The following is a 22253-nucleotide window of genomic DNA, read 5'->3' as shown; positions in this document are numbered from 1 at the left end:
CGGCCCCCGCCGGACGGCGAGGGCCGCGCTGTGGTGCCGGTGCCGGTGACCGAATCAGGCAGCGGGGAACCCATCGCCCCTGACGGCCGAGACGAACGACGACCACGCCGCCGCCGGGAAGACCAGGGCGGGGCCGTGGGGGTCCTTGCTGTCACGGACGGGGACCCGGCCGGTGGACGCGTACGCGGGCGCCCACTCGACGCAATCACCACCATCACCGTTGCTGTAACTGGACTTGACCCACTCCGCGCGGGAGAGATCAGGGGTGCCACTCATGGCGTCAATGCCTCCATGACGGAACGGATGAATGCCGCCGTCTGGGTCGGCGACAAGGCGTATGCCCTGAGCAGATCGTACGACCGGCTGCGCCTGACCACCCTCTCCCTATCCTCCAGGAGTTCACCCGTAGCGATGCTCTCCTCATAGGCGACGGTCGTACCGTCGTCCAGCGTCAGCAGATTCAGCGTGCCGCCCATCAGCGCATGCCCACCGTGCTCGAACGGCAGCAGCTGAATCACGCTGGTGGGAGTGTCCACCAACGCGGCCAGGCGGGCCAGTTGGGCGCGCATGACCACCGGCTCGCCGATCGGCCGCCGTACGGACGCCTCGTCCAGGACCACCGACAGATGAGGCGCCGGGGTGCCCCGGAGCAGAGCCTGCCGACTCATGCGAGCCGCCACCTTCTCCTCTATTTCCTCCGCCGTCGCCTCGGGGTTGCTGACTCGGAAAAGCTCCCGTGCGTAGTCCTCCGTCTGCAACAGACCGGGCACGAGCTGCCCGGCGTAACATGCGATGGCCTGCGCACGCGTCTCCAGCTCCATGCGTCGCCGGTACTTGTCCGGGTGCACCTCGCGCCGAGCCAGCGCGTACAGCTTCCCGAAGATCCCGTCCGTGCCGAACGCCGCGTCCAGCTGAGCGGGGAGTTCGGGAGGGATCATGTACTCCGCGAGCTCGATCCGACCCAGGTGACTGCGGCTCGAGTTCACCACTTCGGCGAGCTGATCCAGGCTCATCCCCGCCTGTTCGCGGTGTCGGCGCAGCTCGGCGCCGAAGAGATGGCGGACGCTTCGTTCGGGTGTCAGTTCGCGTTTCCGCGCGGCCATGTGCGCAACTCCTGCCTCCCAAGGTGCGGTCGGGAGTCCAACCACTGCCGAGCGTACGCGCCGACAGTCACCCTTGCACTACAAAGAGTCAACAAGGCCCGCCACGCGCAAGACCCCCGCGACGCGCGCCGCCCCTACGTCGCGGAGGCGACCGGATGAACGCGACGACCGACCTGCGCCTGCTGCCCTGGACCAGCCCGGACGGCAAACCGTGCTACCTGGCAGCGGACCACGGCGACAGCCGCTTGAACCGACGTGCGGACGAGATCGAGGCCCTCCAGCTGTCCATGGGCACACAGCTTCTCGGCCACGCCCGCGCACTGCTCGGCGACCGCAAGGCGGACGCCGGAGAGCTCCGGTTCCTGGCGAACCGTCTGTGCGAGGCGCTGCGCGATGTGCTGCGCGTGGCGGAGAGCAGGGGCATGCGCCTGCCCGCCGCGCATGACGATGACGGCCCCGCCGCGGACGCCGGGGAGTCGTCGTGACCGGATGGCGAATCACGGCCGTCCCGGGGCGAGGCTTGCGCCGCACGGTCGAGGACGGGCTCGCCCTGCCACTTCAGATCAGCAGGGGTGGACAGCCCAGCGCCATCGCCGAGCTGGAACTGACCCCCGCCGAGGCGGAACAGCTGCACGCGGCACTCTGTTACGCACTCGGTCAGCAGCACCCATCCGCCGACGAGTGCGGGCGGCTCTGGACAGAGGTCCAGCCGCGGATCGCTCGGCGCGGTGTTTCATAGGCGGTCGCCTATGAAACACCGACCCCTCCCTGCCGAGTCGGACCGCTGTCGCCCTCGACATCTGACGAGCCGCTCACGGGGCCCAACTCATCCCCGCGGAAGGACAGCACGACCACCAGGGCGCCCCCGCACGTGATCGCCCAGTCGGCGAGGTTCATCACGCTGAAGTCGCGGACCGCGATGAAGTCGACCACCGCGCCCCGCATGCTGCCAGGGGACCGGAAGAGACGGTCCGTCAGGTTCCCGAGCGCCCCGCCCAGCAGCAGCCCCAGCGCGATCGCCCACGGCGTGCTGGTCAGCCGGCGCGACATCCGGACGATGGCGACGGCAACGGCCGCTGCGATCAGCGTGAACACGATGGTCGTCGCCTCACCGAGGCCGAACGCCGCGCCGGGGTTGCGGTGCACCCGCAACTCCATCCAGGTCCCGATCACCGGGACAGGATCGCGCCCCTCCAGCCTCGCGACCACCGCCAGTTTGCTCCCCAGGTCGATGGCGTACGCGATACCGGCCACCACCCACAGCACCCACACCCGCCGCCGTGCGGCGGGTATGTCGCTCTTAGGCGCATCGCTTGTCGTCACGCTCGGTCTCCTCCCCGTCCCGATCTCGCTCCGGCCGCTCAGGTGATCGCCAGGACCACCGCGAGCAGCACCAGCCCCGCCACCGCCGGGGCGATGACCTCGAACGCCCAGCGCACCTCGGGCTCACCCTGCGCGCCCTCGCGCGCGGCGTGCGTCTCCGCGAGCCCGCGCAGCTCGTCGATGGTCCGGTCGGCCTGGGCCCGCCGCTCCTCGTCCGCGTCCGCGGCGGCCTGGACGGACGTACGCCGGAACGGGTCCTCGGTCGCCGCCCGCGCCTGCCGCCGCGCGGCCCGCTTGCGCTGCCGCAGCGACACCGGGATGGCCCACATCTGGTACTTCGCGCCGCCCGCGAGCACCTCGCTCGAGTAGCCCGCGCGCACGGCCGCCACCGAGCCCCACGGCAGGGTGACCGTACGGAACGGGTTGCGCACCCGCAGCCGGTCCCGGCCGGCGTACACCGCCGGCCGCACCGTGAAGGCGATCACCAGCGGCACCGCGCACAGCAGCCCGGCGAGCGCCAGCCAGGGCGTCCGCCCCTCGCCCCGGATGATCGCGTCGATCCCCAGCCAGGCGCCGATCGCGAGCAGCAGTGCGCCGCCCGCGATGCCGCCCGGGGAGCGGTAGACGCGGTCCGCGTACTCGGCCTCCTGGTCGGCGGTCTCCTGGTCGGGCCCGCGCGGGGCGGAGGAGTCGTTCGAGGAGTCGTCCGGGCTCGTCATGGGGCCGATTCTGCCGCACGGGCGCGGCGGCCCGGCCCTCCGGGATCGGCCGCTCCCGGGGGTGACATTCGGCTACGCGCGTAGATATGCTCCCCTGGTGACCATGCCCACCACAGTTCCCGCATACGGCGCGGAGGCGGCCGAGCGACTGGCGTCGATGGCGGATGTGACCGCCACCGACGGCGCGCTGCGCCGCTTCCTGCACGGCCTGCCGGGCGTCGACGCGGTCGGCCTGCAGGCCCGTGCCGCCGCGCTCGGCACCCGCTCGATCAAGACCACGGCGAAGGCGTACGCCATCGACCTGGCCATCTCCATGATCGACCTGACGACCCTGGAGGGGGCGGACACCCCGGGCAAGGTCCGGGCGCTGTGCGCCAAGGGGGTCAGCCCCGACCCGACCGACCGCTCCGTCCCCAAGGTCGCGGCGATCTGCGTCTACTCCGACATGGTGGCCACCGCCAAGCAGGCCCTGGCCGAGGCCGGCGGGTCCGAGGTCCATGTGGCCTCCGTCGCGACCGCCTTCCCCTCCGGCCGGGCGGCGCTCGCCGTCAAGCTCGCCGACACCCGGGAAGCCGTGGCCGCCGGTGCCGACGAGATCGACATGGTGATCGACCGCGGTGCCTTCCTGTCCGGGCGCTATCTCCAGGTCTTCGAGGAGATCAAGCAGGTCAAGGAGGCGTGCCGGCGCGAGGACGGCAGCGGCACCGCCGCCCACCTCAAGGTCATCTTCGAGACCGGCGAGCTGCAGACGTACGACAATGTGCGCCGCGCCTCCTGGCTGGCGATGCTCGCGGGTGCCGACTTCATCAAGACCTCCACCGGCAAGGTCGCGGTCAACGCGACGCCTCCCGTCACCCTCCTCATGCTGGAGGCGGTCCGCGACTTCCGGGACACGACCGGGGTGCAGGTCGGGGTGAAGCCCGCGGGTGGCATCCGCACCTCCAAGGACGCCATCAAGTACCTGGTGCTGGTCAATGAGACGCTGGGCGCGGACTGGCTGACGGCCGACTGGTTCCGCTTCGGCGCCTCCAGCCTCCTCAACGACCTGCTGATGCAGCGCCAGAAGCTGAGCACCGGACGGTACTCCGGTCCCGACTACGTGACGGTGGACTGAGCTGCCATGACCAATCCAGCCATGACAAACCCCTTCGAGTACGCGCCCGCGCCCGAGTCCCGCTCCATCGTCGAGATCGCCCCCTCCTACGGTCTCTTCATCGACGGCGAGTTCGCCGAGGCCGCCGACGGCAAGGTCTTCAAGACCGTCTCCCCCTCCTCCGAGGAGACTCTGTCCGAGGTCGCCCACGCGGGCGCCGAGGACGTGGAGCGCGCGGTCAAGGCGGCCCGCAAGGCCTTCGGCAAGTGGTCCGCGCTGCCCGGCGCCGAGCGCGCCAAGTACCTCTTCCGCATCGCCCGCATCGTCCAGGAGCGCTCGCGCGAGCTGGCCGTCCTGGAGTCGCTGGACAACGGCAAGCCGATCCGCGAGTCGCGTGACGTCGACCTCCCCCTGGTCGCCGCGCACTTCTTCTACTACGCGGGCTGGGCCGACAAGCTCGACTACGCGGGCTACGGCTCCAACCCCCGCCCGCTGGGCGTCGCGGGCCAGATCATCCCCTGGAACTTCCCGCTCCTGATGCTCGCGTGGAAGATCGCCCCTGCCCTCGCCGCGGGCAACACGGTCGTCCTCAAGCCCGCCGAGACCACCCCCCTGTCCGCCCTCTTCTTCGCGGACGTCTGCCGCCAGGCCGGGCTCCCCAAGGGCGTCGTCAACATCATCACCGGCGACGGCTCCACGGGCGCCGAGCTGGTGGCCCACCCCGGCATCGACAAGGTCGCCTTCACCGGCTCCACCGAGGTCGGCAAGGCCATCGCCCGTACGGTCGCCGGTACGGACAAGAAGGTCACCCTCGAACTGGGCGGCAAGGCGGCCAACATCGTCTTCGACGACGCGCCGATCGACCAGGCCGTCGAGGGCATCGTGGGCGGCATCTTCTTCAACCAGGGCCACGTCTGCTGCGCGGGCTCCCGCCTTCTCGTCCAGGAGTCTGTCCAGGACGAGCTGCTGGACGCGCTCAAGCGCCGGATGCGCACGCTCCGGGTCGGTGACCCGCTGGACAAGAACACCGATATCGGCGCGATCAACTCCGCCGAGCAGCTGGCCCGGATCCGTACCCTCGCGGACGCGGGCGAGGCGGAGGGTGCCGAGCGCTGGGCGCCGGAGTGCCCGCTGCCCTCCGCCGGCTACTGGTTCGCCCCCACACTGTTCACGGGCGTCACCCAGGCGCACCGCATCGCGCGCGAGGAGATCTTCGGCCCGGTGCTCTCCGTCCTCACCTTCCGCACCCCGGAAGAGGCGGTCGCGAAGGCGAACAACACCCCGTACGGCCTGTCCGCCGGCATCTGGACCGAGAAGGGCTCGCGCATTCTGTGGATGGCGAGCAAGCTCCGCGCGGGTGTGGTGTGGTCCAACACCTTCAACAAGTTCGACCCGGCCTCTCCCTTCGGCGGCTACAAGGAGTCCGGATACGGTCGCGAGGGCGGCCGCCACGGCCTGGAGGCGTACCTCGATGTCTGAGAAGTCCGAGAAGACAGACAAGTCTGAGAAGACAGACAAGTCCGCTGAGCGCCTGGGCGTTCTCAAGACCTACAAGCTGTTCGTCGGGGGCAAGTTCCCCCGGTCCGAGAGCGGGCGGGTGTACGAGGTGGCCGACCCAAAGGGCACGTGGCTCGCCAACGCGCCGCTCTCTTCCCGCAAGGACGCCCGCGACGCGGTCGTCGCCGCCCGCAAGGCGTTCGGCGGCTGGTCGGGGGCCACGGCCTACAACCGCGGCCAGATCCTCTACCGCGTCGCGGAGATGCTGGAGGGCCGCCGCGAGCAGTTCGCGCGGGAGGTCGGCGACGCGGAGGGGCTCGGCAAGTCCAAGGCCGCCGCCGTCGTGGACGCCGCGATCGACCGCTGGGTCTGGTACGCGGGCTGGTCCGACAAGGTCGCCCAGATCGCCGGGGCCGCCAACCCGGTCGCGGGCCCGTACTTCAACCTCTCCACGCCCGAGCCGACCGGCGTGGTGGCCGTTCTGGCGCCCCAGGAGTCGTCGTTCCTCGGCCTGGTCTCGGTGATCGCCCCGGCGATCGTGACCGGCAACACGGCCGTGGTCGTGGCGAGCGAGCGGGCCCCGCTCCCGGCCCTCTCCCTCGGCGAGGTCCTGGCCACCTCCGACCTCCCGGGCGGCGTGGTCAACATCCTCTCCGGCCGCACCACCGAGATCGCCACCCCGCTCGCCGCCCACCAGGACGTCAACGCGATCGACCTCGCGGGCGCGGACGCGGAGTTGGCCCGCTCGCTGGAGGAGGCCGCCGCGGACAACCTGAAGCGCGTCGTCCGTCCACAGCCTGTGGACTGGTCCGCCGACCCGGGCACGGCCCGGCTGCTGGCCTTCCTGGAGACGAAGACGGTGTGGCACCCGATGGGGGTGTGACCACTTCAGCCCGGCAGAGAAGACCCGACCGCGGGGTGCCCGCCGAGGCACCCCGCCGCCGCGGCGCAATGCGACAGGGCTATGACACAGCTCACTGGGAAACGGTGACAGGGTGTTGTCGCGGACAGCTGCGACTGTCGACGGCATGACGATCACCGATGAGGACTGCCTCGCCGAGACCCTGGCATTCAACGAGCAATTCGAGGCTGCTGCCGCGAGCCGTCCACCCCGCGAGCAGGCGCCGGACGCGACCGTACTGGCGCTCCTGCGGCGTAACCGCCTCGGTGGCGACACGCCACCGGTGAGACTGCCGCAGGGCCGAGACCTCGTCGTCGCGGGTGGGGTGGGACTCCGGGCGTTCGTGCCCGACCACGTCGAGGGCGTATACCTGCACATCCACGGGGGTGGCTGGGCGTTCGGCTCTGCGGGTGGGCAGGATGAGAGGCTGTGGCGGCTTGCCGTGCAGACGCGGCTGGCCGTCGTGAGCGTGGAGTACCGCCTGGCGCCGGAGCACCCGTTCCCCGCCGGACCCGACGACTGCGAAGCGGCTGCCCGGTGGCTGGTGGACCACGCCAAAGCCGAGTTCGGCACCGGGCGGCTGCTGATCGGCGGCGAATCAGCCGGCGCCCACCTGAGTGTCGTGACATTGCTGCGCCTTCGCGACCGGCACGGCATCACCGGCGCGTTCCGGGCGGCCCACCTGCTCTTCGGCCCGTACGACCTGTCGATGACGCCGAGCCAGCGGTCGTTCGGCTCCAAGCGGCTGCTGAGCAATACCGACACGCTGCGGGGCAGCTATGAGCTGTTCACCCCCGGGAGGGGGGCGGAGCAGCGCCGCGACCCGGAGGTCTCGCCGCTCTTCGCCGACCTGGCCGGCCTGCCGCCCGCCCGGATCGTCGTCGGCACCGAGGATCCGCTGCTGGATGACTCACTGTTTCTGTCCAGGCGGTGGCAGGCGGCGGGCGCGCCCGTGCAGCTCGGCGTCGTCGCCGGCGCGATGCACGGCTTCACCCTGTTCCCGCTGACCATCACCGAGCGGGAACTGGGGCGTGAGCGGGAGTTCCTGGCGACCGCGTGACGGTAGCGTCGGCCTCATGAACCGCACTGCCCGGCTCTACGCGCTGGTGGAAGAATTGCGCGCGTCGGCGCCCCGGCCGGTCACGGTCGCGGCGCTCGCCGCACGGTTCGAGGTCAGCACGCGCACGGTGCAACGTGACCTTCAGGCGCTGATGGAGTCCGGTGTCCCGGTGCGCACCACACCCGGGCGAGGCGGGGGCTGGACGGTCGACCCGGCGATGACGCTGCCCCCGATCCACTTCACAGCCGATGAAGCCTGGGCGTTGGCCACCGCGCTGGCCGCGGCCGACACCTCCGCCCCCTACGCCGGTGCGGCCCGCACGGCGTACCAGAAGATCACGGCCTCGATGACGGGTCCCACCTCGGCGGCGGCCCAGGAACTGGCCGCGCGGATCGTCGCGCTGCCGTCGCGGACCGACTCCGCGGTCCGCGCCGCGGTGGAACAGGCCCTCACTGACAACATGGCGCTGCGACTGTCCTACGTCGACGCGGCAGGGCGCGAAAGCGACCGCGTAGTGGAACCGGCCGGACTGCTCACCGCCGAGGGCCGGTGGTACCTCATCGCCTGGTGCCGCGCCCGGCGGGCCGGCCGGGGCTTCCGGCTGGACCGGATCGCGGCAGCGGCTTCGACCGGTGAGCAGGCGCACCCCCATGACCTGGCCGAACTGCTGCTCGGCTCGGCCGCCGCCGGTGCGGTGCGGCCCACCGCGCTGGCCTCACTCACACCCCCGCCCCCGGGCCTCACTCACGCTCAGCCTGCGGCAACGGTTCCTCCGAGGGCCGCCATGCCTCACACTGGTGTCCCGTGACCATTCCTCCCATACCCGCCCGCGTCGTCCTGCTGTCCGGCCCCTCCGGCTCCGGAAAGTCGTCCCTGGCGGCCCGCACCGGTCTGCCCGTGCTCAACTTGGACGACTTCTACAAGGAGGGCGACGACCCCTCGCTGCCCCAACTCCCGGGCGGGGCCGGCGCCGACTGGGACTCGCCGCTGTCATGGGACGCGGAGGCCGCGGTCGCGGCGATCGAGGCGCTGTGCCGTACGTCGCGTACGACGGTGCCGGTGTACGACATCGCCTCCAGCGCCCGCGTCGGCGCCGAGCCGCTGGGCATCGGCCGTACGCCGCTGTTCGTCGCCGAGGGGATCTTCGCCGCCGACATCATCGAGCGCTGCCGCGCGCTCGGCGTCCTGGCCGACGCCCTCTGCCTGCGCGGCCGCCCCTCCACCACCTTCCGCCGCCGGCTGCTGCGCGATCTGCGGGAGGGGCGCAAGTCCGCGCCCTATCTGCTGCGGCGGGGCTGGCGGCTGATGCGCGCGGAGCGCGGGATCGTGGCGCGGCAGACGGCGCTGGGGGCGTATCCGTGCGGGAAGGACGTGGCGATGGGCCGGATCGCGGCCGCGGCGGCCTCCGGTCGGGCCTTCCCCGGCGCGAGGACCGCGGAGCCGACGGCGCCGAGCAGAACCTCCTGACGCAGGACCTCCCGGGGCAGAACCTCCCGGCGCAGGACCTCCTGACACACGGAAAGGCGGGCCCGGACAGACCCCCCGGCCGTCCGGACCCGCTCGTTTCCCCCGTGATCCCCCGTGCTTCCCCCGTTTTCCCCGGTACTACCGCCGCTCCCCCGAACGTCGGCCCCCGTGGTCCCCCCGCTTTCCCCCGTATCCCCCGTTCATCCTCAGGCGACGAGCTCGCCGAAGGACTCCTCCTCGTCCCGGCCGAAGCTGAGGCACTCGTCCTCGCGCAGCCGGCGCAGTGAGCGCCAGATGCTGCTTTTGACCGTTCCGACACTGATGTTGAGAATGTCCGCGATCTCCGGGTCCGTCCGGCCCTCGTAGTAGCGCAGCACCAGCATCGTGCGCTGCAGCTCGGGCAGCCGGGCCAGGGCCTGCCACAGCACGGCGCGCAGTTCGGTGCCGCGCATCGCGTCGTGGTCGCCCGCCGTCTCCGGCAGCTCCTCCGTCGGGTACTCGTTGAGCTTGCGCCGACGCCAGGCGCTGATGTGCAGATTGGTCATGGTGCGGCGCAGATAGCCGCCGACCGCCGCCTTGTCACTGATCCGGTCCCAGGCCCGGTAGGTCGAGAACAGCGCGCTCTGCAGCAGGTCCTCGGCCTCGAACCGGTCACCGGTCAGGTGGTAGGCGGTGGCGTACAGGGAGGCGCGGCGTTCTTGGACGTAGGCGGTGAACTCCACCTCCGACGCCCCGCACCGCTCCCCCGATGCCTCCCTGTACGAGCTTCCCCCGCCTTCCCCGCGTCCCCCCTGGGCCGCGGAGCCCCCCTGGTCCGTGGAGCCGGCCGGCTCCGCGGGTCCCCCCGGACCCGCGCTCCCCCCGGTGTCCCCCGTGTACGCGTCAATAGCCACCATGTAAGGAGGCCGCTGACGCCCGGCGCCGCGAGCGCACCCCCGCCCGCTCACGGCACCGGACTTCTCGTTGCCCCGGCCGGCGTCGTGGAGGCGCGTGCGAATGACTGCGCTGGCGTTGTTGAAGTGCAGTGTGTTCATCTCGCGCCCCCCGTCGGTAGAGCTTGCTCGGTTCCGTCGTGCTTCCCGGGCCGTCGTTCCTCCCGGTGCCCAAAAGACTGCCGGGCCAGTTTCATGGCCCTGTCTGCCGACTGTCACAGGCTCGTCACAGGGACAGGGGGCGAATGAACCTCCTGACCGCCTGACGGTCGAACTACAGGCCCCTTGTAGGCCAGAATGACCAACGTGCCTTTCCTTCTGCTGATCGAGGACGACGACGCCATCCGCACGGCCCTCGAACTCTCCCTGTCCCGCCAGGGCCACCGCGTGGCGACGGCGGCGACCGGCGAGGACGGCCTGAAACTGCTGCGCGAGCAGCGGCCGGATCTGATCGTGCTGGATGTGATGCTGCCCGGCATCGACGGCTTCGAGGTGTGCCGCCGCATCCGGCGCACCGACCAGCTGCCGATCATCTTGCTGACCGCGCGGAGCGATGACATCGACGTCGTGGTCGGGCTGGAGTCGGGCGCGGACGACTATGTGGTCAAGCCCGTACAGGGACGGGTGCTGGACGCCCGGATCCGCGCGGTGCTGCGCCGCGGCGAGCGGGAGGCCAATGACTCGGCGTCGTTCGGCTCTCTGGTCATCGACCGCGCGGCCATGACCGTGACCAAAAACGGCGAGGACCTGCAGCTCACCCCCACCGAGCTGCGGCTGCTGCTGGAGCTGAGCCGCAGACCGGGACAGGCGCTGTCGCGGCAGCAGCTGCTGCGGCTGGTGTGGGAACACGACTATCTCGGCGACTCCCGGCTCGTGGACGCGTGCGTACAGCGGCTGCGCGCGAAGGTGGAGGACGTGCCGTCGTCGCCGACGCTGATCCGCACGGTGCGCGGGGTCGGATACCGGCTGGACGCACCCCAGTGAGCGGGAAGGCGAGCGGGAAGATGACGGCGGGCGCCGTGTGCCATCCGCCCGCGGGCGCCGCGGGGGGCAGGGAAGCGGAGCATTGAGCGCGGTGAGGGGGCACCACCCAGCGGTATCCGGGGGAGAGAAGCCCAGCCGGGCGCGTGGCTGGGCCGCGGGGCTCTTGCGATGGCTCAGCCTGCGGCTGCGGCTGATGCTCGTATTCGGTCTGGTGGCGCTGGCGGCCGCCGTGTCCGCGTCGGCGATCGCGTACTGGCTGAATCGTGACGCGGTGCTCACGCGCACCCAGGACGCCGCGCTCGACGACTTCCGCAAGTCGCTGAAGGAGGCCACCGACCCGCTGTCCGCCGTGCCGACCTGTCCTGAACTGCAAGATGCCGCGGATCGGATGGCGGACAACACCCAGAAGTACGAGGTGCTGCTGATCGCCCGGACCGAGGGCGGCGGCCCGTGCACCGCGGCCTCCGCGGACGATCTGCTGACGCTGAAGACGGTGCCGGAGGCGCTGCGGAGCGCGGTGGACAAGAAGCGCGCCGTCGCGGGCTCCAATACCTCCCCGTATCACCTCTACTGGCAGCGGATCACGCTGAAGGGCACCCCGTACCTGATCGGCGGCGCCCGGGTGAACGGCGGCGGGCCGACCGGCTACATGCTCAAGTCCCTGGAGACCGAGCGCCAGGACCTCAACTCCCTGGCCTGGTCCCTGGGCATCGCGACCGCCCTGGCGCTGATCGGCTCCGCGCTGCTCGCGCAGGCCGCCGCGGCCACCGTGCTGCGGCCGGTGCAGCGGCTGGGGGAGGCGGCGCACCGGCTGGGCGAGGGGCATCTCGACACCCGGCTCGAGGTCTCCGGCACCGATGAGCTCGCCAATCTCTCGCGTACCTTCAACCGGGCCGCGGAGCGGTTGGAGAAGCGGGTGGAGGAGCTGAGCGCGCGGGAGGCGGCCAGCCGCCGCTTCGTCGCGGACATGTCGCACGAGCTACGCACCCCGCTCACCGCGATCACGGCGGTGACGGAGGTGCTGGAAGAGGAGACCGACGCGCTCGACCCGATGATCGCCCCGGCGGTGCAGCTGGTGGTGAGCGAGACGCGGCGGCTGAACGACCTGGTGGAGAACCTGATGGAGGTGACCCGGTTCGACGCGGGCACGGCACGGCTGGTCCTCGACGATGTCGATGTCGCGGACATGGTGACGGCCTGCATCGATGCCCGGGCCTGGCTGGACGCGGTCGAGCTCGACGCGGAGCGCGGCATCGTGGCCCGGCTGGACCCCCGGCGGCTCGACGTCATCCTCGCCAACCTGATCGGGAACGCCCTCAAGCACGGCGGCTCGCCGGTCAGGGTCTCGGTGCGGCCTGTGGACGAGGACCTGCTGATCCAGGTCCGGGACCACGGCCCGGGCATCCCCGAGGATGTGCTTCCGCATGTGTTCGACCGCTTCTACAAGGCCAGCGCCTCCCGGCCCCGGTCGGAGGGCAGCGGCCTCGGCCTGTCGATCGCGCTGGAGAACGCGCACATTCACGGCGGCGACATCACCGCGGACAACTCCCCCGACGGCGGAGCCGTCTTCACCCTGCGCCTGCCCATGGACGCCTCGCGGCTGAGCGAACCGGGCCAGGGCAGTGACCAGCACCCCGGTCAGGGCAGCGGCCAGGACAACACTCAGCACGGCGGCCGGGACACCGGTCAGGACGGCCCGGACGAGGGGAGCGAGCGATGAGGCGGCGAGCGGCGGGCGCGCTGCTCGGGGCGGTGGCGCTGCTGGCCTCCGGGTGCGGCATCCGTGGTACGTCGGTGCCGGTGGACGCGGGCCCCGCCCCCTCACGCGCGTCGTGTCAGGCGCCCGAGCCCGGGCGGTCGGCCGAGGGGGCGGGCCGGGTCACCGTACGGGTCTATCTGCTGTGCACCTCGCGGATCCTCTCGGTGAGCCGCTCCGCGCGGCTGACGGACGACAAGACGCCCCCCGAGCCGCTGCAGGTCGCCCGCGCGCTGCTGGAGCAGTTGCAGGAGCCGCCGTCGGTGGCCGAGGAGGAGGCGGGGTTCTCCACCGCGGTGGAGGACTGGGTGCGGATCTCCGGGCCGGCCAAGGGCGACCCGGATCGCGCGCTGCGGCTGAACCGGCTGCCGGAGGAGCTGCAGTCCTACGCGCTGGCGCAGATCGTCTGCACCTACGCGGAGACCACCGTGGCGGACTCCAGGCACCGGGTGGTACTCGGCGGCCCGGACGCCGACCGGGATCCGCTCAAGCGGTACGAGTGCACGGAGGAGATGCGCCGCCACCCCGAGATCGCGGTGAATTCCGGCGTGCTCGTCTCCTGAATCCGCTGAATCCGCCGCGTGGCGATTGCCGCCCGCGCTCCCGCCCCTCTCCCCGCTCCTGACCGACTCACCGGTAACCCGTTTCTCACCAGCGCGGCTCCGGCGGAACCGCGACCCCCGCAACCGGCGTCCTGACAGGCGTGCAGGGTCATGGTTCCGGCCGCCGCAGGGCCGCCTTCCGCTTCCGCGCCGCGGGATTCGTCCTTCTCGCCGCACACCTCTCGTACGTGTGCTGGCTGACCCTGCGCCCCCTGACCGCGCCCTGGGTGACCGCCGTGAGTCTGGAGCCGCTGGCCACCATCCGCGCCGACCTGGCGCTCGGCCCCTGGGAGGCCACCCGCAGCATCGGCGCCGGGCTGCTGCTGCTCGCACCGCTGGGTGTGCTGCTGCCGCTGGCGGGGGGCCGGGTGACGGTGTACCCGCTCGCCTCGTTCGTCCGGACGGTCTTCACCGGCGCGATGGTCTCCCTGACGATGGCGCTGGTGCACAGCGAGCTCACCGGCCAGATCATGAACGTCGACACGGTGCTGCTCAACACGGCGGGCGTGGCGCTCGCGCACCTCGCGGTGGTCCCCGCCGTACGGGGGTGGCTGCGCCGGCGGGCGGACCGGAGGCGGGCCGCCGCCCTTCCCCGGGACGAGGGCGACGAGGCCCGGGAGGGAGAGCGGGACGGGGGCGTCCAGGCCCTGGCCCGTTCCATTCACAGCGTCGGCGTCGCGCCGTAGCGCGAGGCAGCACGAGGGCAGCGCAGTGGGGCCCGCACGCCCGGTCCGGGCGTGCGGGCCCCACTGCCTGGGGGCGGTACGAGGGTCAGCCCAGCAGGCCGCCCGGCAGACCGCCGGTCCTCACATTGTTGAGGGGGAGGTTCTCCAACAGACCCTTGCTGTTGGTGGCGGGCTGACCCGGCCGCGGGGCCTGGCCCTGGGGTGCGGGCGCGGGCCCGACCGGGGCGCTGCCGACCGCAGCCGCGGCGCCGCCTCCGGCGATGACGGCGACCGCACCGAGGGCAATGGCGCCGAGGGTCTTGATGGTTCCCTGCTTCATCAGAAATCTGTCCTTGAGACGGGGGCTTGACCGGTACGGCAACGTAGCCATGGATTTCGGCTTCCCGCAAACCCGAAAAAACGTCAGCCACTTGCCTTCCGGCTGTTTATCCCGCTCCGCGCCCCCGTGCGTACGATCAGCCGTCGCCGCTGCCAGATTTGCTGGTCAGAGGGGACGCAGAGGCCATCCGACGGAACAGCCATTCGGATTTCAATTCGGCATATCCAGGCTTGATCACGTCATTGATCATCGCCAGACGTTCATCAAAAGGAATGAACGCCGATTTCATTGCATTGACCGTAAACCATTGCATGTCGTCGAGCGTGTAGCGGAACGTCGAAACAAGGTGCTCGAATTCGGCGCTCATGCTCGTACCGCCCATCAGACGATTATCCGTATTCACGGTCGCCCGGAATTGCAGCCGGCGCAGCAGCCCGATGGGGTGTTCGGCGTACGAACGGGCCGCGCCCGTCTGGAGGTTCGAGGTCGGGCACAGCTCCAGCGGGACGCGCTTGTCCCGGACGTACGAGGCGAGCCGGCCGAGGGCCACGCTCCCGTCGTCGGCCACCTGGATGTCGTCGATGATGCGGACGCCGTGGCCGAGCCGGTCGGCGCCGCACCACTGGAGCGCCTGCCAGATGGAGGGCAGCCCGAAGGCCTCACCCGCGTGGATCGTGAAGTGGTTGTTCTCCCGCTTCAGATACTCGAAGGCGTCGAGGTGGCGGGTGGGCGGGTAGCCCGCCTCGGCGCCCGCGATGTCGAAGCCGACGACGCCGCGGTCGCGGTAACTGTTGGCGAGCTCGGCGATCTCCAGCGCGCGGGCGGCGTGGCGCATAGCGGTGAGCAGGGCGCCCACGCGGATGCGCAGGCCCCTCTCCCGGGCCCGTCGCTCCCCCTCGCGGAAGCCGTCGTTGACCGCCTCGACGACCTGCTCCAGGGCCAGCCCCCGGGTCAGGTGCTGCTCGGGGGCGTAACGCACCTCCGCGTAGACGACCCCGTCCTCGGCCAGGTCCTCGGCGCACTCGGCGGCGACCCGGAACAGCGCGTCGCGGGTCTGCATGACGGCGCAGGTGTGCGCGAAGGTCTCCAGGTAGCGCTCGAGCGAACCGGAGTCGGCGGCCTCCCGGAACCAGCGGCCGAGCTTCTCCGGATCACTCTCCGGCAGCGCGTCATAGCCCGTCTCGCGGGCGAGGTCGATGACGGTGGCGGGGCGCAGCCCGCCGTCGAGGTGGTCGTGCAGCAGCACCTTCGGGGCGCGGCGGATCTGCTCGGGGGTGGGTCGGTCGTGGTACTCGCTCGTCATCTGCGCACCATACCCCTACGCGCGTAGATCGCTTCCGATAGATATGCAACAGTGACCCGCACGAGTGGTGGAGTACACCGCTCCTTCTGCGATCGTTCTGCCATGGCTCAGCAAGCGTTGCCCGAGCGGGGCGCCCGGCTGGGGCGGCCGAGAGGCGCGGCCGCCGCACAAGAGACCGTGCACGGTGTGGTGTTGCTGCTCCCCGGGGGGCCGGAGACCGGCACCGGGCGGCCCTCGCGGCTGTCGGTGGCGGCGGTGCTGCCCCTGGCCCGGCGGCTGGTCCGGGTGGGCCGGTCCGAAGGGCTGACCGCCCATGTCGTCCACTACCGCCACCGCGGCTGGAACGAACCCGCGGCCGACCCCGCCTTGGACGCCGAGTGGGCGGCGGACGAGGTGATACGGCGCTACGGCGATGTGCCGGTGTGCCTCGTCGGTCACGGCATGGGCGCCCGCGCCGCCCTGCGGGCCGCCGGGCACGACGCCGTCGTCTCGGTGGTCGCGCTGGCCCCGTGGCTGCCGGCGCCCGAGTCCGTACTCGAACCCGAGCCGGTGAAGCAGCTCGTCGGGCGGCAGGTGCTCATCGCCCATGGGACGAATGACCAGCGGACCGACCCCGAGTTGTCGTACCGGCTCGCGGAGCGGGCCAAGAAGGCCAACCGGGATGTGTGCCGCTTCGAGGTCCACACGGACGGACACGGCCTGCACCACCACCGCTCCGAGGTGCAGGCGCTGACCGCCGACTTCCTGCTCGGCTCGCTGTTCGCCCACGGCTTCTCCCGCCCGGTCGCGGACGCGCTCGCGGCCCCGCCGCCGCTGGGGCTGCGCATGCCGCTGGCGGCGGGGTTCGGCTCCTCGCTGCCGCGGTGAGCCCTGCCGGGGCGGGGCTCACCTGGGCGGAGTTCACCTGGGCGGGGCTCACCTGGGCGGAGTTCACCTGGGCAGCAGCTGCCCGCGGCGGCTCAGCAGGAATCGCTTGAACGCCGCCACCGGCGCGGTGTCCGGGTGGCCGTCGAGCCAGGCGACGCCGATCTCGCGGACCGCCCGCGGGGCCGTCACCGTCAGCTCGGCGACCCCGGGACGCGGCACCGCCGGGGGCGGCAGCAGCGCCACCCCGAACCCCGCGGCCACCAGGCCGCGCAGCGTCTCGGCCTCCTCCCCCTCGAAGGCGATCTTCGGTTTGAAGCCCGCCTCGGCGCACAGCGCGTCGGTGATGCGCCGCAGCCCGTAGCCCGGTTCCAGGGTGACGAAGAGCTCCGCGGCGGCCTCGGCCAGCCGGATCCGCTTGCGGCCGGCGAGCCGGTGGTCGTCGGGCACCACCAGGCGCAGCCGCTGCTCGTCGAGGCGGCGGGCGACCAGGTCCGGGGCGTCGGGGACGGGTGAGGTCAGGCAGAGGTCGAGGTCGCCGGCGTGCATCCGCTCGATCATCGCCTCGCCGTAGCTCTGGACGAGCTGGAAGCGCACGCGCGGGTGGTCGACCCGGAAGTCCCGGATCAGACCGGGTACCGTCTCCGGGCCGAGGGTGTGCAGAAACCCGAAGGCGACCTTGCCCGCGGCCGGGTCGGCGTCGGCCCGTACGGACTCGGCGGCGCGCTCGACCTCGGCCAGCGCCCGTTCCACCGCGCGCAGGAACGTGCGGCCGGCGGGGGTGAGCGTGACGGTGCGGCCGTGGCGGGCGAACAGCGCGACGCCCAGATCCGCTTCGAGGCGTACCATCGCCCGGCTGAGCGTCGACTGGGGTACGCCGAGCCACTGCGCGGCCCGGGTGACGTGCTCGTGGCGGGCCACCGCCGCGAACTGCACGAGGCGGGGCGTCAAGGAGGCGGCCCAGGAGTCGGGCTCGAACTCGGCTGTCACGGGAATGTCTTTTTCATTGCTGATGCGTGACAGTGATCTCGCTGACCTCGGCTGATGCTCCACAGCATCGATTATGGCAATTCCGTGCATTGGACGCATCAAAAGAGGGACCCTACGGTCGAGACATGCCTCCTGCTGATACCGAGGCGTCCACCGGAACCCCTGTGGACGCCTGCGCCAACCCGACTTCTGCTCGAATGAACCCCGACCGTATGAGCCCCGGGGACCCGGGCTTCGGCCGGATGAGGCTCGCTCTGTTCGCCGCCGGTCTCGCGACGTTCGCCCTCCTCTTCTCCACTCAGGCACTGCTGCCCGCGATCTCCGCCGACCTCCACGTCCAGCCGGACCAGGCGAGCTGGACGGTGTCCGCCGCCACCCTCGCGCTGGCCCTGGCGGTGCTCCCGCTCAGCATCCTGTCCGAGCGCTTCGGCCGGCGCGCGATGATGACCGGCTCGCTCGCCGTCGCCGTCGCGGTCGGCCTCGCGGTGCCCTTCGCCCCGGACCTGGGCGCTCTGATCGCGCTGCGCGCCGTCCAGGGCGCCGCGATCGCCGGCATCCCCGCCTCCGCGATGGCCTACCTCTCGGAAGAGGTGCGCCCCGCCTCCCTCATCGGCGCCATCGGCCTGTTCGTGGCGGGCAACAGCTTCGGCGGCATGACCGGCCGGCTGCTCACCGGCTGGGTCGCGGACGGCTGGGGCTGGCGCGTGTCGCTCGGCACGGTCGGCGTCCTGTCCCTGGTCTGCGCGATCGCCTTCCGGCTGCTGCTGCCCAAGGCGCGCCACTTCACCCCCTCGGCGGTCAGCCCGCGCGCCCTGGCCCGTACGGTCGGCGGGCACCTGTCCGACCCGCTGCTGCGCCGGCTGTACGCGATCGGCGCGCTGTTCATGACCGTCTTCGGCGGCGTCTACACGGTCATCGGCTACCGCCTGGTCGCCGAGCCCTTCAACCTCTCGCAGTCCCTGGTCGGCTCGATCTTCCTGATCTACCTGGTCGGTACGGCCTCCTCCGCGGCGGCCGGAAAGCTGGTCGGCCGGCTGGGCCGGCGCGGCGCGCTGTACGTGGCGGTCACCACCACGGCGGCCGGACTGCTGCTGAGCCTCGGCGACTCGCTCGCCGCGGTGCTGCTGGGCCTGGTGCTGATCACCGCGGGCTTCTTCGCGGGGCACGCCGTGGCCTCCTCCTCGGTCAGCCGGGCCGCCAAGACCGGGCGCGCCCAGGCCTCGGCGCTCTACCAGACCGCGTACTACATCGGCAGCAGCGTGGGCGGCACCCTCGGCGCGCTCGCCTTCCACGCGGCCGGCTGGACCGGCACGGTCGTGCTCGGTCTCGTGGCCGTGAGCGGCGCGGCGGCGATCACGCTCTACGCGACGCGGAAGGCGCTGGCCGAGCGGCGCGCGGAGATCGTGGCCCGGTCGGCGAAGCAGCCCGAGCGGTGCTCACCGTCCAACGAGACCACGCAGGGCATGCGTCGGCTGGCCGCACAGGCGTAACGGCCCGACGCCCGAGAAGTACCACAGAGCCCGAAGGGGCCGCTCCGCCACTGTCCCGGCGGAGCGGCCCCTTCGCCCCTCTGTCTCTCCCGCTTTCCCGTTACGGCGCGATGCGGTCCCAAACGATCGGCTCGGCCGTGAACTCCGTCCCCGGCGGGGCGTACCCCACCGCCCCCGCCAGCGCCTCCAGCGCGTAGTCGAACTTCTCCGGCGTATCCGTGTGCAGCGTCAGCAGCGGCTCGCCCGCCCGTACCGCGTCCCCCGGCTTGGCGTGGATCTCCACGCCCGCCCCCGCCTGCACCGGGTCCTCCTTGCGGGCGCGGCCCGCGCCCAGCCGCCAGGCGGCGACGCCGACCGCGTACGCGTCCAGGCCGGTCAGCACCCCGGTCGACTCGGCCGTCACGACGTGCTGTTCGCGGGCGACGGGCAGCGGCGCGTCCGGGTCGCCGCCCTGGGCGGCGATCATGCGGCGCCAGTGGTCCATCGCGGAGCCGTCCGCGAGGGCCTTGGCCGGGTCGGCGTCCGGCAGGCCCGCCGCGTCCAGCATCTCGCGGGCGAGGGCGAGGGTGAGCTCCACGACGTCGGCCGGGCCGCCGCCCGCCAGGACCTCCACGGACTCGCGGACCTCCAGGGCGTTGCCCGCGGTGCGGCCGAGCGGGGTGGCCATGCCGGTGAGCAGGGCGACCGTACGGACCCCGTGGTCGGTGCCCAGGCCCACCATCGTGGCGGCCAGCTCCCGCGCCGAGGCCAGGTCCTTCATGAAGGCGCCGGAACCGACCTTCACGTCCAGCACCAGCGAGCCCGTGCCCTCGGCGATCTTCTTCGACATGATGCTGCTCGCGATGAGCGGGATCGACTCCACGGTCCCGGTCACATCGCGCAGCGCGTACAGCTTCCGGTCCGCGGGCGCCAGCCCCTCGCCCGCCGCGCAGATGACCGAGCCGACGTCTTCGAGCACCCGCAGCATCTCCTCATTGGAGAGCCGCGCCCGCCAGCCCGGAATGGACTCCAGCTTGTCGAGCGTGCCGCCGGTGTGGCCGAGGCCACGCCCGGACAGCTGCGGCACGGCCGCGCCGCAGGCGGCCACCAGCGGGGCCAGCGGCAGCGTGATCTTGTCGCCGACGCCGCCGGTCGAGTGCTTGTCGGCGGTCGGGCGCGGAAGGGAGGAGAAGTCCATGCGCTCGCCGGACGCGATCATCGCGGCGGTCCAACGGGCGATCTCCGCACGGTCCATGCCGCCCAGGAAGATCGCCATCGCGAGCGCGGACATCTGCTCGTGGGCGACCTCACCGCGCGTGTAGGCGTCGATGATCCAGTCGATCTGGGCGTCGGTGAGACGGCCGCCGTCGCGTTTGGCGCGGATGACGGAGATGGCGTCCATGATGGAGTGCGGGCCTTTCAGGGGATTCGAGCGATCGAGCGCCGCAACGCTCGTAGCGGCTCAGCGTTCCAGGTCGTTGCGCCCGAACGCGTCCGGGAGGAGTTCGGCGAGCGGGCGGATGCCCGAGGCGGTGTCCACCTGGAGCTCCGGGCCGCCGTGCTCCCACAGCAGCTGACGGCAGCGGCCGCAGGGCATCAGCACCGCGCCGTGGCGGTCGCAGCAGGTGAACGCGGTCAGACGGCCGCCACCGGAGGCGAACAGGGCGGAGACCAGGCCGCATTCGGCGCACAGAGCGACGCCGTACGCCGCGTTCTCCACATTGCAGCCGGTCACCGTGCGGCCGTCGTCGACCAGCGCGGCGGCGCCCACGGGGTAGCGGGAGTACGGGGCGTAGGCCCGGGACATCACGCCCCGGGCCTGCGCGCGCAGCGCTTCCCAGTCGACCGGCTCACTCGCCGTCGGGGTCGCGCCCTTGGTCATCATCCGCCTCCCTTGTAGTACGGCTGCCCCGCCGCCTTGGGCGCGCGCAGCCGCTGTGCGGACAGCGCCAGCACCAGCAGCGTGGCGATGTACGGTGCCGCGGTCACGAACTGGCTCGGCACCTCATCCGTCAGCGAATACCAGACCAGCAGCAGCGCCGAGACCGCCGCGCCGATGACCGCGGCCACGTACTTCTTCCGGTACAGCTGCCACAGCGCGACCAGCGCGAGCACGAACACCATGAACAGCAGCAGCGCGTGCACGTTCGTACCGCCGGAGCGCAGGTTGAGGCTGTCGGTGTAGCCGAACAGGCCCGCGCCCATGGCAAGACCGCCCGGCATCCAGTTACCGAAGATCATCGCGGCCAGGCCGATGTAGCCACGGTTTCCGGTCTGGCCCTCCTGGTAGATGTTGGAGGCCACCTCGGCCAGGAAGACGCCGCCGAGCCCGGCGAACCCGCCGGAGATGATCACGGCCAGGTACTTGTACCGGTAGACGTTGACGCCCAGCGACTCCGCCGCCACCGGGTTCTCACCACAGGACCGCAGCCGCAGCCCGAACGAGGTGCGCCACAGCACCCACCAGGTGGCCGGCACCAGCAGCAGCGCCACGACGGTGAGCAGCGACAGCTCCGTCACCACGCCGCCGACGAAACCCGCGAGGTCGGAGACGAGGAACCAGTGTTTGCCGTTGAGGGTCTTCATCGCGTCCGACAGCCCCGGCACGGTGATGTCGGTGATCGGGTCGATGGTCGGGGACTGCCGGGCGCTCTTGGAGCCCTCGGCCTCCAGGAACGTGAAGTTGGACAGATAGCGGGTGACGCCGACGGCGAGGATGTTGATCGCCACACCGGAGACGATGTGGTTGACGCCGAACGTCACGGTGATGACGGCGTGCAGCAGCCCGCCGAGCGCGCCGCCGGCGATGCCGAGCAGCACCCCGGTCCACGGCCCCCACTGGTATCCGGCCCAGGCGCCGAACCAGGTGCCGAGGATCATCATGCCCTCGAGGCCGATGTTGACCACGCCGGCCCGCTCGGCCCACAGGCCGCCGAGCCCGGCCAGCCCGATGGGGATGGCGAGCTCCAGCGCGCCCGAGACCTGGCCCACCGAGGTGATGTCGTCGGCGCCGGTGATCAGCCGGACCACCGAGACCAGCACCACGGCGCCCGCGACGATCAGCAGGACGACGGGCAGGGACAGCTTCTGGCGCACCGGCTTCCGCGGCTGCGGCTGCGGCTTGTCCGTCTTGGTGGTAGTCGTGGTGCTCACGCCCCTCCCTCCCGCTCAGTCCCGGCGCGCTC

At 71.7% G+C, this 22253-nt stretch carries 25 protein-coding genes; 14 read left to right on the top strand and 11 right to left on the bottom strand.

What is annotated here, in order from left to right; all coding sequences use genetic code 11:
• Positions 1-54: 54 nt before the first annotated feature.
• Positions 55-276: a DUF397 domain-containing protein gene (locus PV419_RS18150; protein WP_319689829.1), complete on the bottom strand. Its 222-nt coding sequence runs from the start codon at positions 274-276 to the stop codon at positions 55-57.
• Positions 273-1103: a helix-turn-helix transcriptional regulator gene (locus tag PV419_RS18145; protein ID WP_319689827.1), complete on the bottom strand. Its 831-nt coding sequence runs from the start codon at positions 1101-1103 to the stop codon at positions 273-275. The genes PV419_RS18150 and PV419_RS18145 overlap by 4 nt, the downstream gene beginning before the upstream one ends.
• Before the next feature lie 155 nt (positions 1104-1258).
• Between PV419_RS18145 and PV419_RS18140 the strand changes: the two genes are divergently transcribed.
• Together PV419_RS18140 and PV419_RS18135 are read left to right on the top strand one after the other, a co-directional pair.
• Entirely contained in the window at positions 1259-1588 is a 330-nt protein-coding gene (locus tag PV419_RS18140; RefSeq protein ID WP_319689822.1) for a hypothetical protein, read from the top strand.
• Positions 1585-1842 carry a hypothetical protein gene (locus tag PV419_RS18135; RefSeq protein WP_319689818.1) on the top strand — a complete coding sequence of 86 codons (258 nt, stop codon included), beginning with the start codon at positions 1585-1587 and terminating at the stop codon, positions 1840-1842. The genes PV419_RS18140 and PV419_RS18135 overlap by 4 nt, the downstream gene beginning before the upstream one ends.
• A gap of 8 nt (positions 1843-1850) precedes the next feature.
• Here the strand turns inward: PV419_RS18135 and lspA are convergent, their stop codons facing one another.
• Positions 1851-2426: a signal peptidase II gene (gene lspA, locus PV419_RS18130; protein ID WP_319689813.1), complete on the bottom strand. Its 576-nt coding sequence runs from the start codon at positions 2424-2426 to the stop codon at positions 1851-1853.
• Between the two features lie 38 nt (positions 2427-2464).
• On the bottom strand, positions 2465-3145 hold the full coding sequence (locus PV419_RS18125; RefSeq protein WP_319689803.1) for a PH domain-containing protein: 681 nt from the start codon (positions 3143-3145) through the stop codon (positions 2465-2467).
• Between the two features lie 103 nt (positions 3146-3248).
• Here PV419_RS18125 and deoC point away from each other — a divergent pair, with 103 nt between their 5' ends.
• From deoC to PV419_RS18095, 6 genes are all read left to right on the top strand, one after another.
• Positions 3249-4259 carry a deoxyribose-phosphate aldolase gene (deoC, locus tag PV419_RS18120; RefSeq protein ID WP_319689801.1) on the top strand — a complete coding sequence of 337 codons (1011 nt, stop codon included), beginning with the start codon at positions 3249-3251 and terminating at the stop codon, positions 4257-4259.
• Between the two features lie 21 nt (positions 4260-4280).
• Complete coding sequence (locus tag PV419_RS18115; protein ID WP_319690075.1) at positions 4281-5717, top strand: aldehyde dehydrogenase family protein; 1437 nt, start codon at positions 4281-4283, stop codon at positions 5715-5717.
• Positions 5710-6618, top strand: coding sequence for an aldehyde dehydrogenase family protein (locus tag PV419_RS18110; protein ID WP_319689799.1), 909 nt, complete (start codon positions 5710-5712; stop codon positions 6616-6618). The genes PV419_RS18115 and PV419_RS18110 overlap by 8 nt, the downstream gene beginning before the upstream one ends.
• Before the next feature lie 145 nt (positions 6619-6763).
• Positions 6764-7696 (top strand): alpha/beta hydrolase, encoded by a 933-nt coding sequence (locus PV419_RS18105; protein WP_319689797.1) that lies wholly within the window; start codon positions 6764-6766, stop codon positions 7694-7696.
• A gap of 16 nt (positions 7697-7712) precedes the next feature.
• Positions 7713-8504, top strand: coding sequence for a helix-turn-helix transcriptional regulator (locus PV419_RS18100; protein WP_319689795.1), 792 nt, complete (start codon positions 7713-7715; stop codon positions 8502-8504).
• Positions 8501-9163, top strand: coding sequence for an ATP-binding protein (locus PV419_RS18095; protein ID WP_319689793.1), 663 nt, complete (start codon positions 8501-8503; stop codon positions 9161-9163). The genes PV419_RS18100 and PV419_RS18095 overlap by 4 nt, the downstream gene beginning before the upstream one ends.
• A gap of 206 nt (positions 9164-9369) precedes the next feature.
• On the opposite strand, the gene PV419_RS18090 is transcribed toward PV419_RS18095, so the two are convergent.
• A complete protein-coding gene (locus PV419_RS18090) occupies positions 9370-10197 on the bottom strand; it encodes a SigE family RNA polymerase sigma factor (protein WP_319689791.1) in 828 nt (275 codons plus the stop codon).
• A 204-nt stretch (positions 10198-10401) separates the two neighbouring features.
• Here PV419_RS18090 and afsQ1 point away from each other — a divergent pair, with 204 nt between their 5' ends.
• From afsQ1 to PV419_RS18070, 4 genes are all read left to right on the top strand, one after another.
• A complete protein-coding gene (gene afsQ1, locus PV419_RS18085; protein ID WP_311724214.1) occupies positions 10402-11079 on the top strand; it encodes a two-component system response regulator AfsQ1 in 678 nt (225 codons plus the stop codon).
• A gap of 163 nt (positions 11080-11242) precedes the next feature.
• A complete protein-coding gene (locus PV419_RS18080; RefSeq protein WP_415925319.1) occupies positions 11243-12799 on the top strand; it encodes an ATP-binding protein in 1557 nt (518 codons plus the stop codon).
• Positions 12796-13398: a hypothetical protein gene (locus PV419_RS18075; RefSeq protein ID WP_319689788.1), complete on the top strand. Its 603-nt coding sequence runs from the start codon at positions 12796-12798 to the stop codon at positions 13396-13398. Before PV419_RS18080 ends, PV419_RS18075 begins: the two co-directional genes overlap by 4 nt.
• 140 nt (positions 13399-13538) lie before the next feature.
• Positions 13539-14123, top strand: coding sequence for a VanZ family protein (locus PV419_RS18070; protein WP_319689786.1), 585 nt, complete (start codon positions 13539-13541; stop codon positions 14121-14123).
• An 85-nt stretch (positions 14124-14208) separates the two neighbouring features.
• On the opposite strand, the gene PV419_RS18065 is transcribed toward PV419_RS18070, so the two are convergent.
• Both PV419_RS18065 and PV419_RS18060 read right to left on the bottom strand, forming a co-directional pair.
• Positions 14209-14442 carry a hypothetical protein gene (locus PV419_RS18065; RefSeq protein WP_319689785.1) on the bottom strand — a complete coding sequence of 78 codons (234 nt, stop codon included), beginning with the start codon at positions 14440-14442 and terminating at the stop codon, positions 14209-14211.
• A gap of 136 nt (positions 14443-14578) precedes the next feature.
• Entirely contained in the window at positions 14579-15745 is a 1167-nt protein-coding gene (locus PV419_RS18060) for an adenosine deaminase (RefSeq protein ID WP_319689783.1), read from the bottom strand.
• 102 nt (positions 15746-15847) lie between these two features.
• Between PV419_RS18060 and PV419_RS18055 the strand changes: the two genes are divergently transcribed.
• Positions 15848-16612 carry an alpha/beta hydrolase gene (locus PV419_RS18055; RefSeq protein WP_319689781.1) on the top strand — a complete coding sequence of 255 codons (765 nt, stop codon included), beginning with the start codon at positions 15848-15850 and terminating at the stop codon, positions 16610-16612.
• Between the two features lie 63 nt (positions 16613-16675).
• On the opposite strand, the gene PV419_RS18050 is transcribed toward PV419_RS18055, so the two are convergent.
• The gene (locus PV419_RS18050; protein WP_319689779.1) at positions 16676-17689 is read right to left on the bottom strand and encodes a LysR family transcriptional regulator; all 1014 of its coding nucleotides are present in this window, start codon (positions 17687-17689) and stop codon (positions 16676-16678) included.
• 35 nt (positions 17690-17724) lie between these two features.
• Between PV419_RS18050 and PV419_RS18045 the strand changes: the two genes are divergently transcribed.
• Positions 17725-19089 carry an MFS transporter gene (locus PV419_RS18045; RefSeq protein ID WP_319689778.1) on the top strand — a complete coding sequence of 455 codons (1365 nt, stop codon included), beginning with the start codon at positions 17725-17727 and terminating at the stop codon, positions 19087-19089.
• 100 nt (positions 19090-19189) lie between these two features.
• On the opposite strand, the gene PV419_RS18040 is transcribed toward PV419_RS18045, so the two are convergent.
• Genes PV419_RS18040 through PV419_RS18030 form a run of 3 tightly spaced genes read right to left on the bottom strand, consistent with a single transcriptional unit; the run spans position 19190 to position 22221 of the window.
• Positions 19190-20470, bottom strand: a complete 1281-nt coding sequence (locus PV419_RS18040) for a thymidine phosphorylase (RefSeq protein ID WP_319689777.1) — start codon at positions 20468-20470, stop codon at positions 19190-19192.
• A gap of 60 nt (positions 20471-20530) precedes the next feature.
• Positions 20531-20950 (bottom strand): cytidine deaminase, encoded by a 420-nt coding sequence (locus tag PV419_RS18035; RefSeq protein ID WP_319689776.1) that lies wholly within the window; start codon positions 20948-20950, stop codon positions 20531-20533.
• A complete protein-coding gene (locus PV419_RS18030; RefSeq protein ID WP_319689775.1) occupies positions 20950-22221 on the bottom strand; it encodes an ABC transporter permease in 1272 nt (423 codons plus the stop codon). The genes PV419_RS18035 and PV419_RS18030 overlap by 1 nt, the downstream gene beginning before the upstream one ends.
• Positions 22222-22253 lie beyond the last annotated feature (32 nt).

The sequence above is a fragment of the Streptomyces sp. ME19-01-6 genome (assembly GCF_033793745.1).
GTDB lineage: Bacteria > Actinomycetota > Actinomycetes > Streptomycetales > Streptomycetaceae > Streptomyces.
The sequence above is the reverse complement of the archived record's forward strand: the minus strand, read 5'-3'. Positions and strand labels throughout refer to the sequence as shown.

Excerpts from the sequence above, each read along its gene's own strand:
- PV419_RS18150 (WP_319689829.1), bottom strand. The coding sequence starts at position 276 with ATGAGTGGCACCCCTGATCTCTCCCGCGCGGAGTGGGTCAAGTCCAGT.
- PV419_RS18145 (WP_319689827.1), bottom strand. The coding sequence starts at position 1,103 with ATGGCCGCGCGGAAACGCGAACTGACACCCGAACGAAGCGTCCGCCAT.
- PV419_RS18140 (WP_319689822.1), top strand. The coding sequence starts at position 1,259 with ATGAACGCGACGACCGACCTGCGCCTGCTGCCCTGGACCAGCCCGGAC.
- PV419_RS18125 (WP_319689803.1), bottom strand. The coding sequence starts at position 3,145 with ATGACGAGCCCGGACGACTCCTCGAACGACTCCTCCGCCCCGCGCGGG.
- deoC (WP_319689801.1), top strand. The coding sequence starts at position 3,249 with ATGCCCACCACAGTTCCCGCATACGGCGCGGAGGCGGCCGAGCGACTG.
- PV419_RS18115 (WP_319690075.1), top strand. The coding sequence starts at position 4,281 with ATGACAAACCCCTTCGAGTACGCGCCCGCGCCCGAGTCCCGCTCCATC.
- PV419_RS18110 (WP_319689799.1), top strand. The coding sequence starts at position 5,710 with ATGTCTGAGAAGTCCGAGAAGACAGACAAGTCTGAGAAGACAGACAAG.
- PV419_RS18105 (WP_319689797.1), top strand. The coding sequence starts at position 6,764 with ATGACGATCACCGATGAGGACTGCCTCGCCGAGACCCTGGCATTCAAC.
- PV419_RS18100 (WP_319689795.1), top strand. The coding sequence starts at position 7,713 with ATGAACCGCACTGCCCGGCTCTACGCGCTGGTGGAAGAATTGCGCGCG.
- PV419_RS18090 (WP_319689791.1), bottom strand. The coding sequence starts at position 10,197 with ATGAACACACTGCACTTCAACAACGCCAGCGCAGTCATTCGCACGCGC.
- PV419_RS18075 (WP_319689788.1), top strand. The coding sequence starts at position 12,796 with ATGAGGCGGCGAGCGGCGGGCGCGCTGCTCGGGGCGGTGGCGCTGCTG.
- PV419_RS18065 (WP_319689785.1), bottom strand. The coding sequence starts at position 14,442 with ATGAAGCAGGGAACCATCAAGACCCTCGGCGCCATTGCCCTCGGTGCG.
- PV419_RS18060 (WP_319689783.1), bottom strand. The coding sequence starts at position 15,745 with ATGACGAGCGAGTACCACGACCGACCCACCCCCGAGCAGATCCGCCGC.
- PV419_RS18055 (WP_319689781.1), top strand. The coding sequence starts at position 15,848 with ATGGCTCAGCAAGCGTTGCCCGAGCGGGGCGCCCGGCTGGGGCGGCCG.
- PV419_RS18050 (WP_319689779.1), bottom strand. The coding sequence starts at position 17,689 with ATGCACGGAATTGCCATAATCGATGCTGTGGAGCATCAGCCGAGGTCA.
- PV419_RS18045 (WP_319689778.1), top strand. The coding sequence starts at position 17,725 with ATGCCTCCTGCTGATACCGAGGCGTCCACCGGAACCCCTGTGGACGCC.
- PV419_RS18040 (WP_319689777.1), bottom strand. The coding sequence starts at position 20,470 with ATGGACGCCATCTCCGTCATCCGCGCCAAACGCGACGGCGGCCGTCTC.
- PV419_RS18035 (WP_319689776.1), bottom strand. The coding sequence starts at position 20,950 with ATGACCAAGGGCGCGACCCCGACGGCGAGTGAGCCGGTCGACTGGGAA.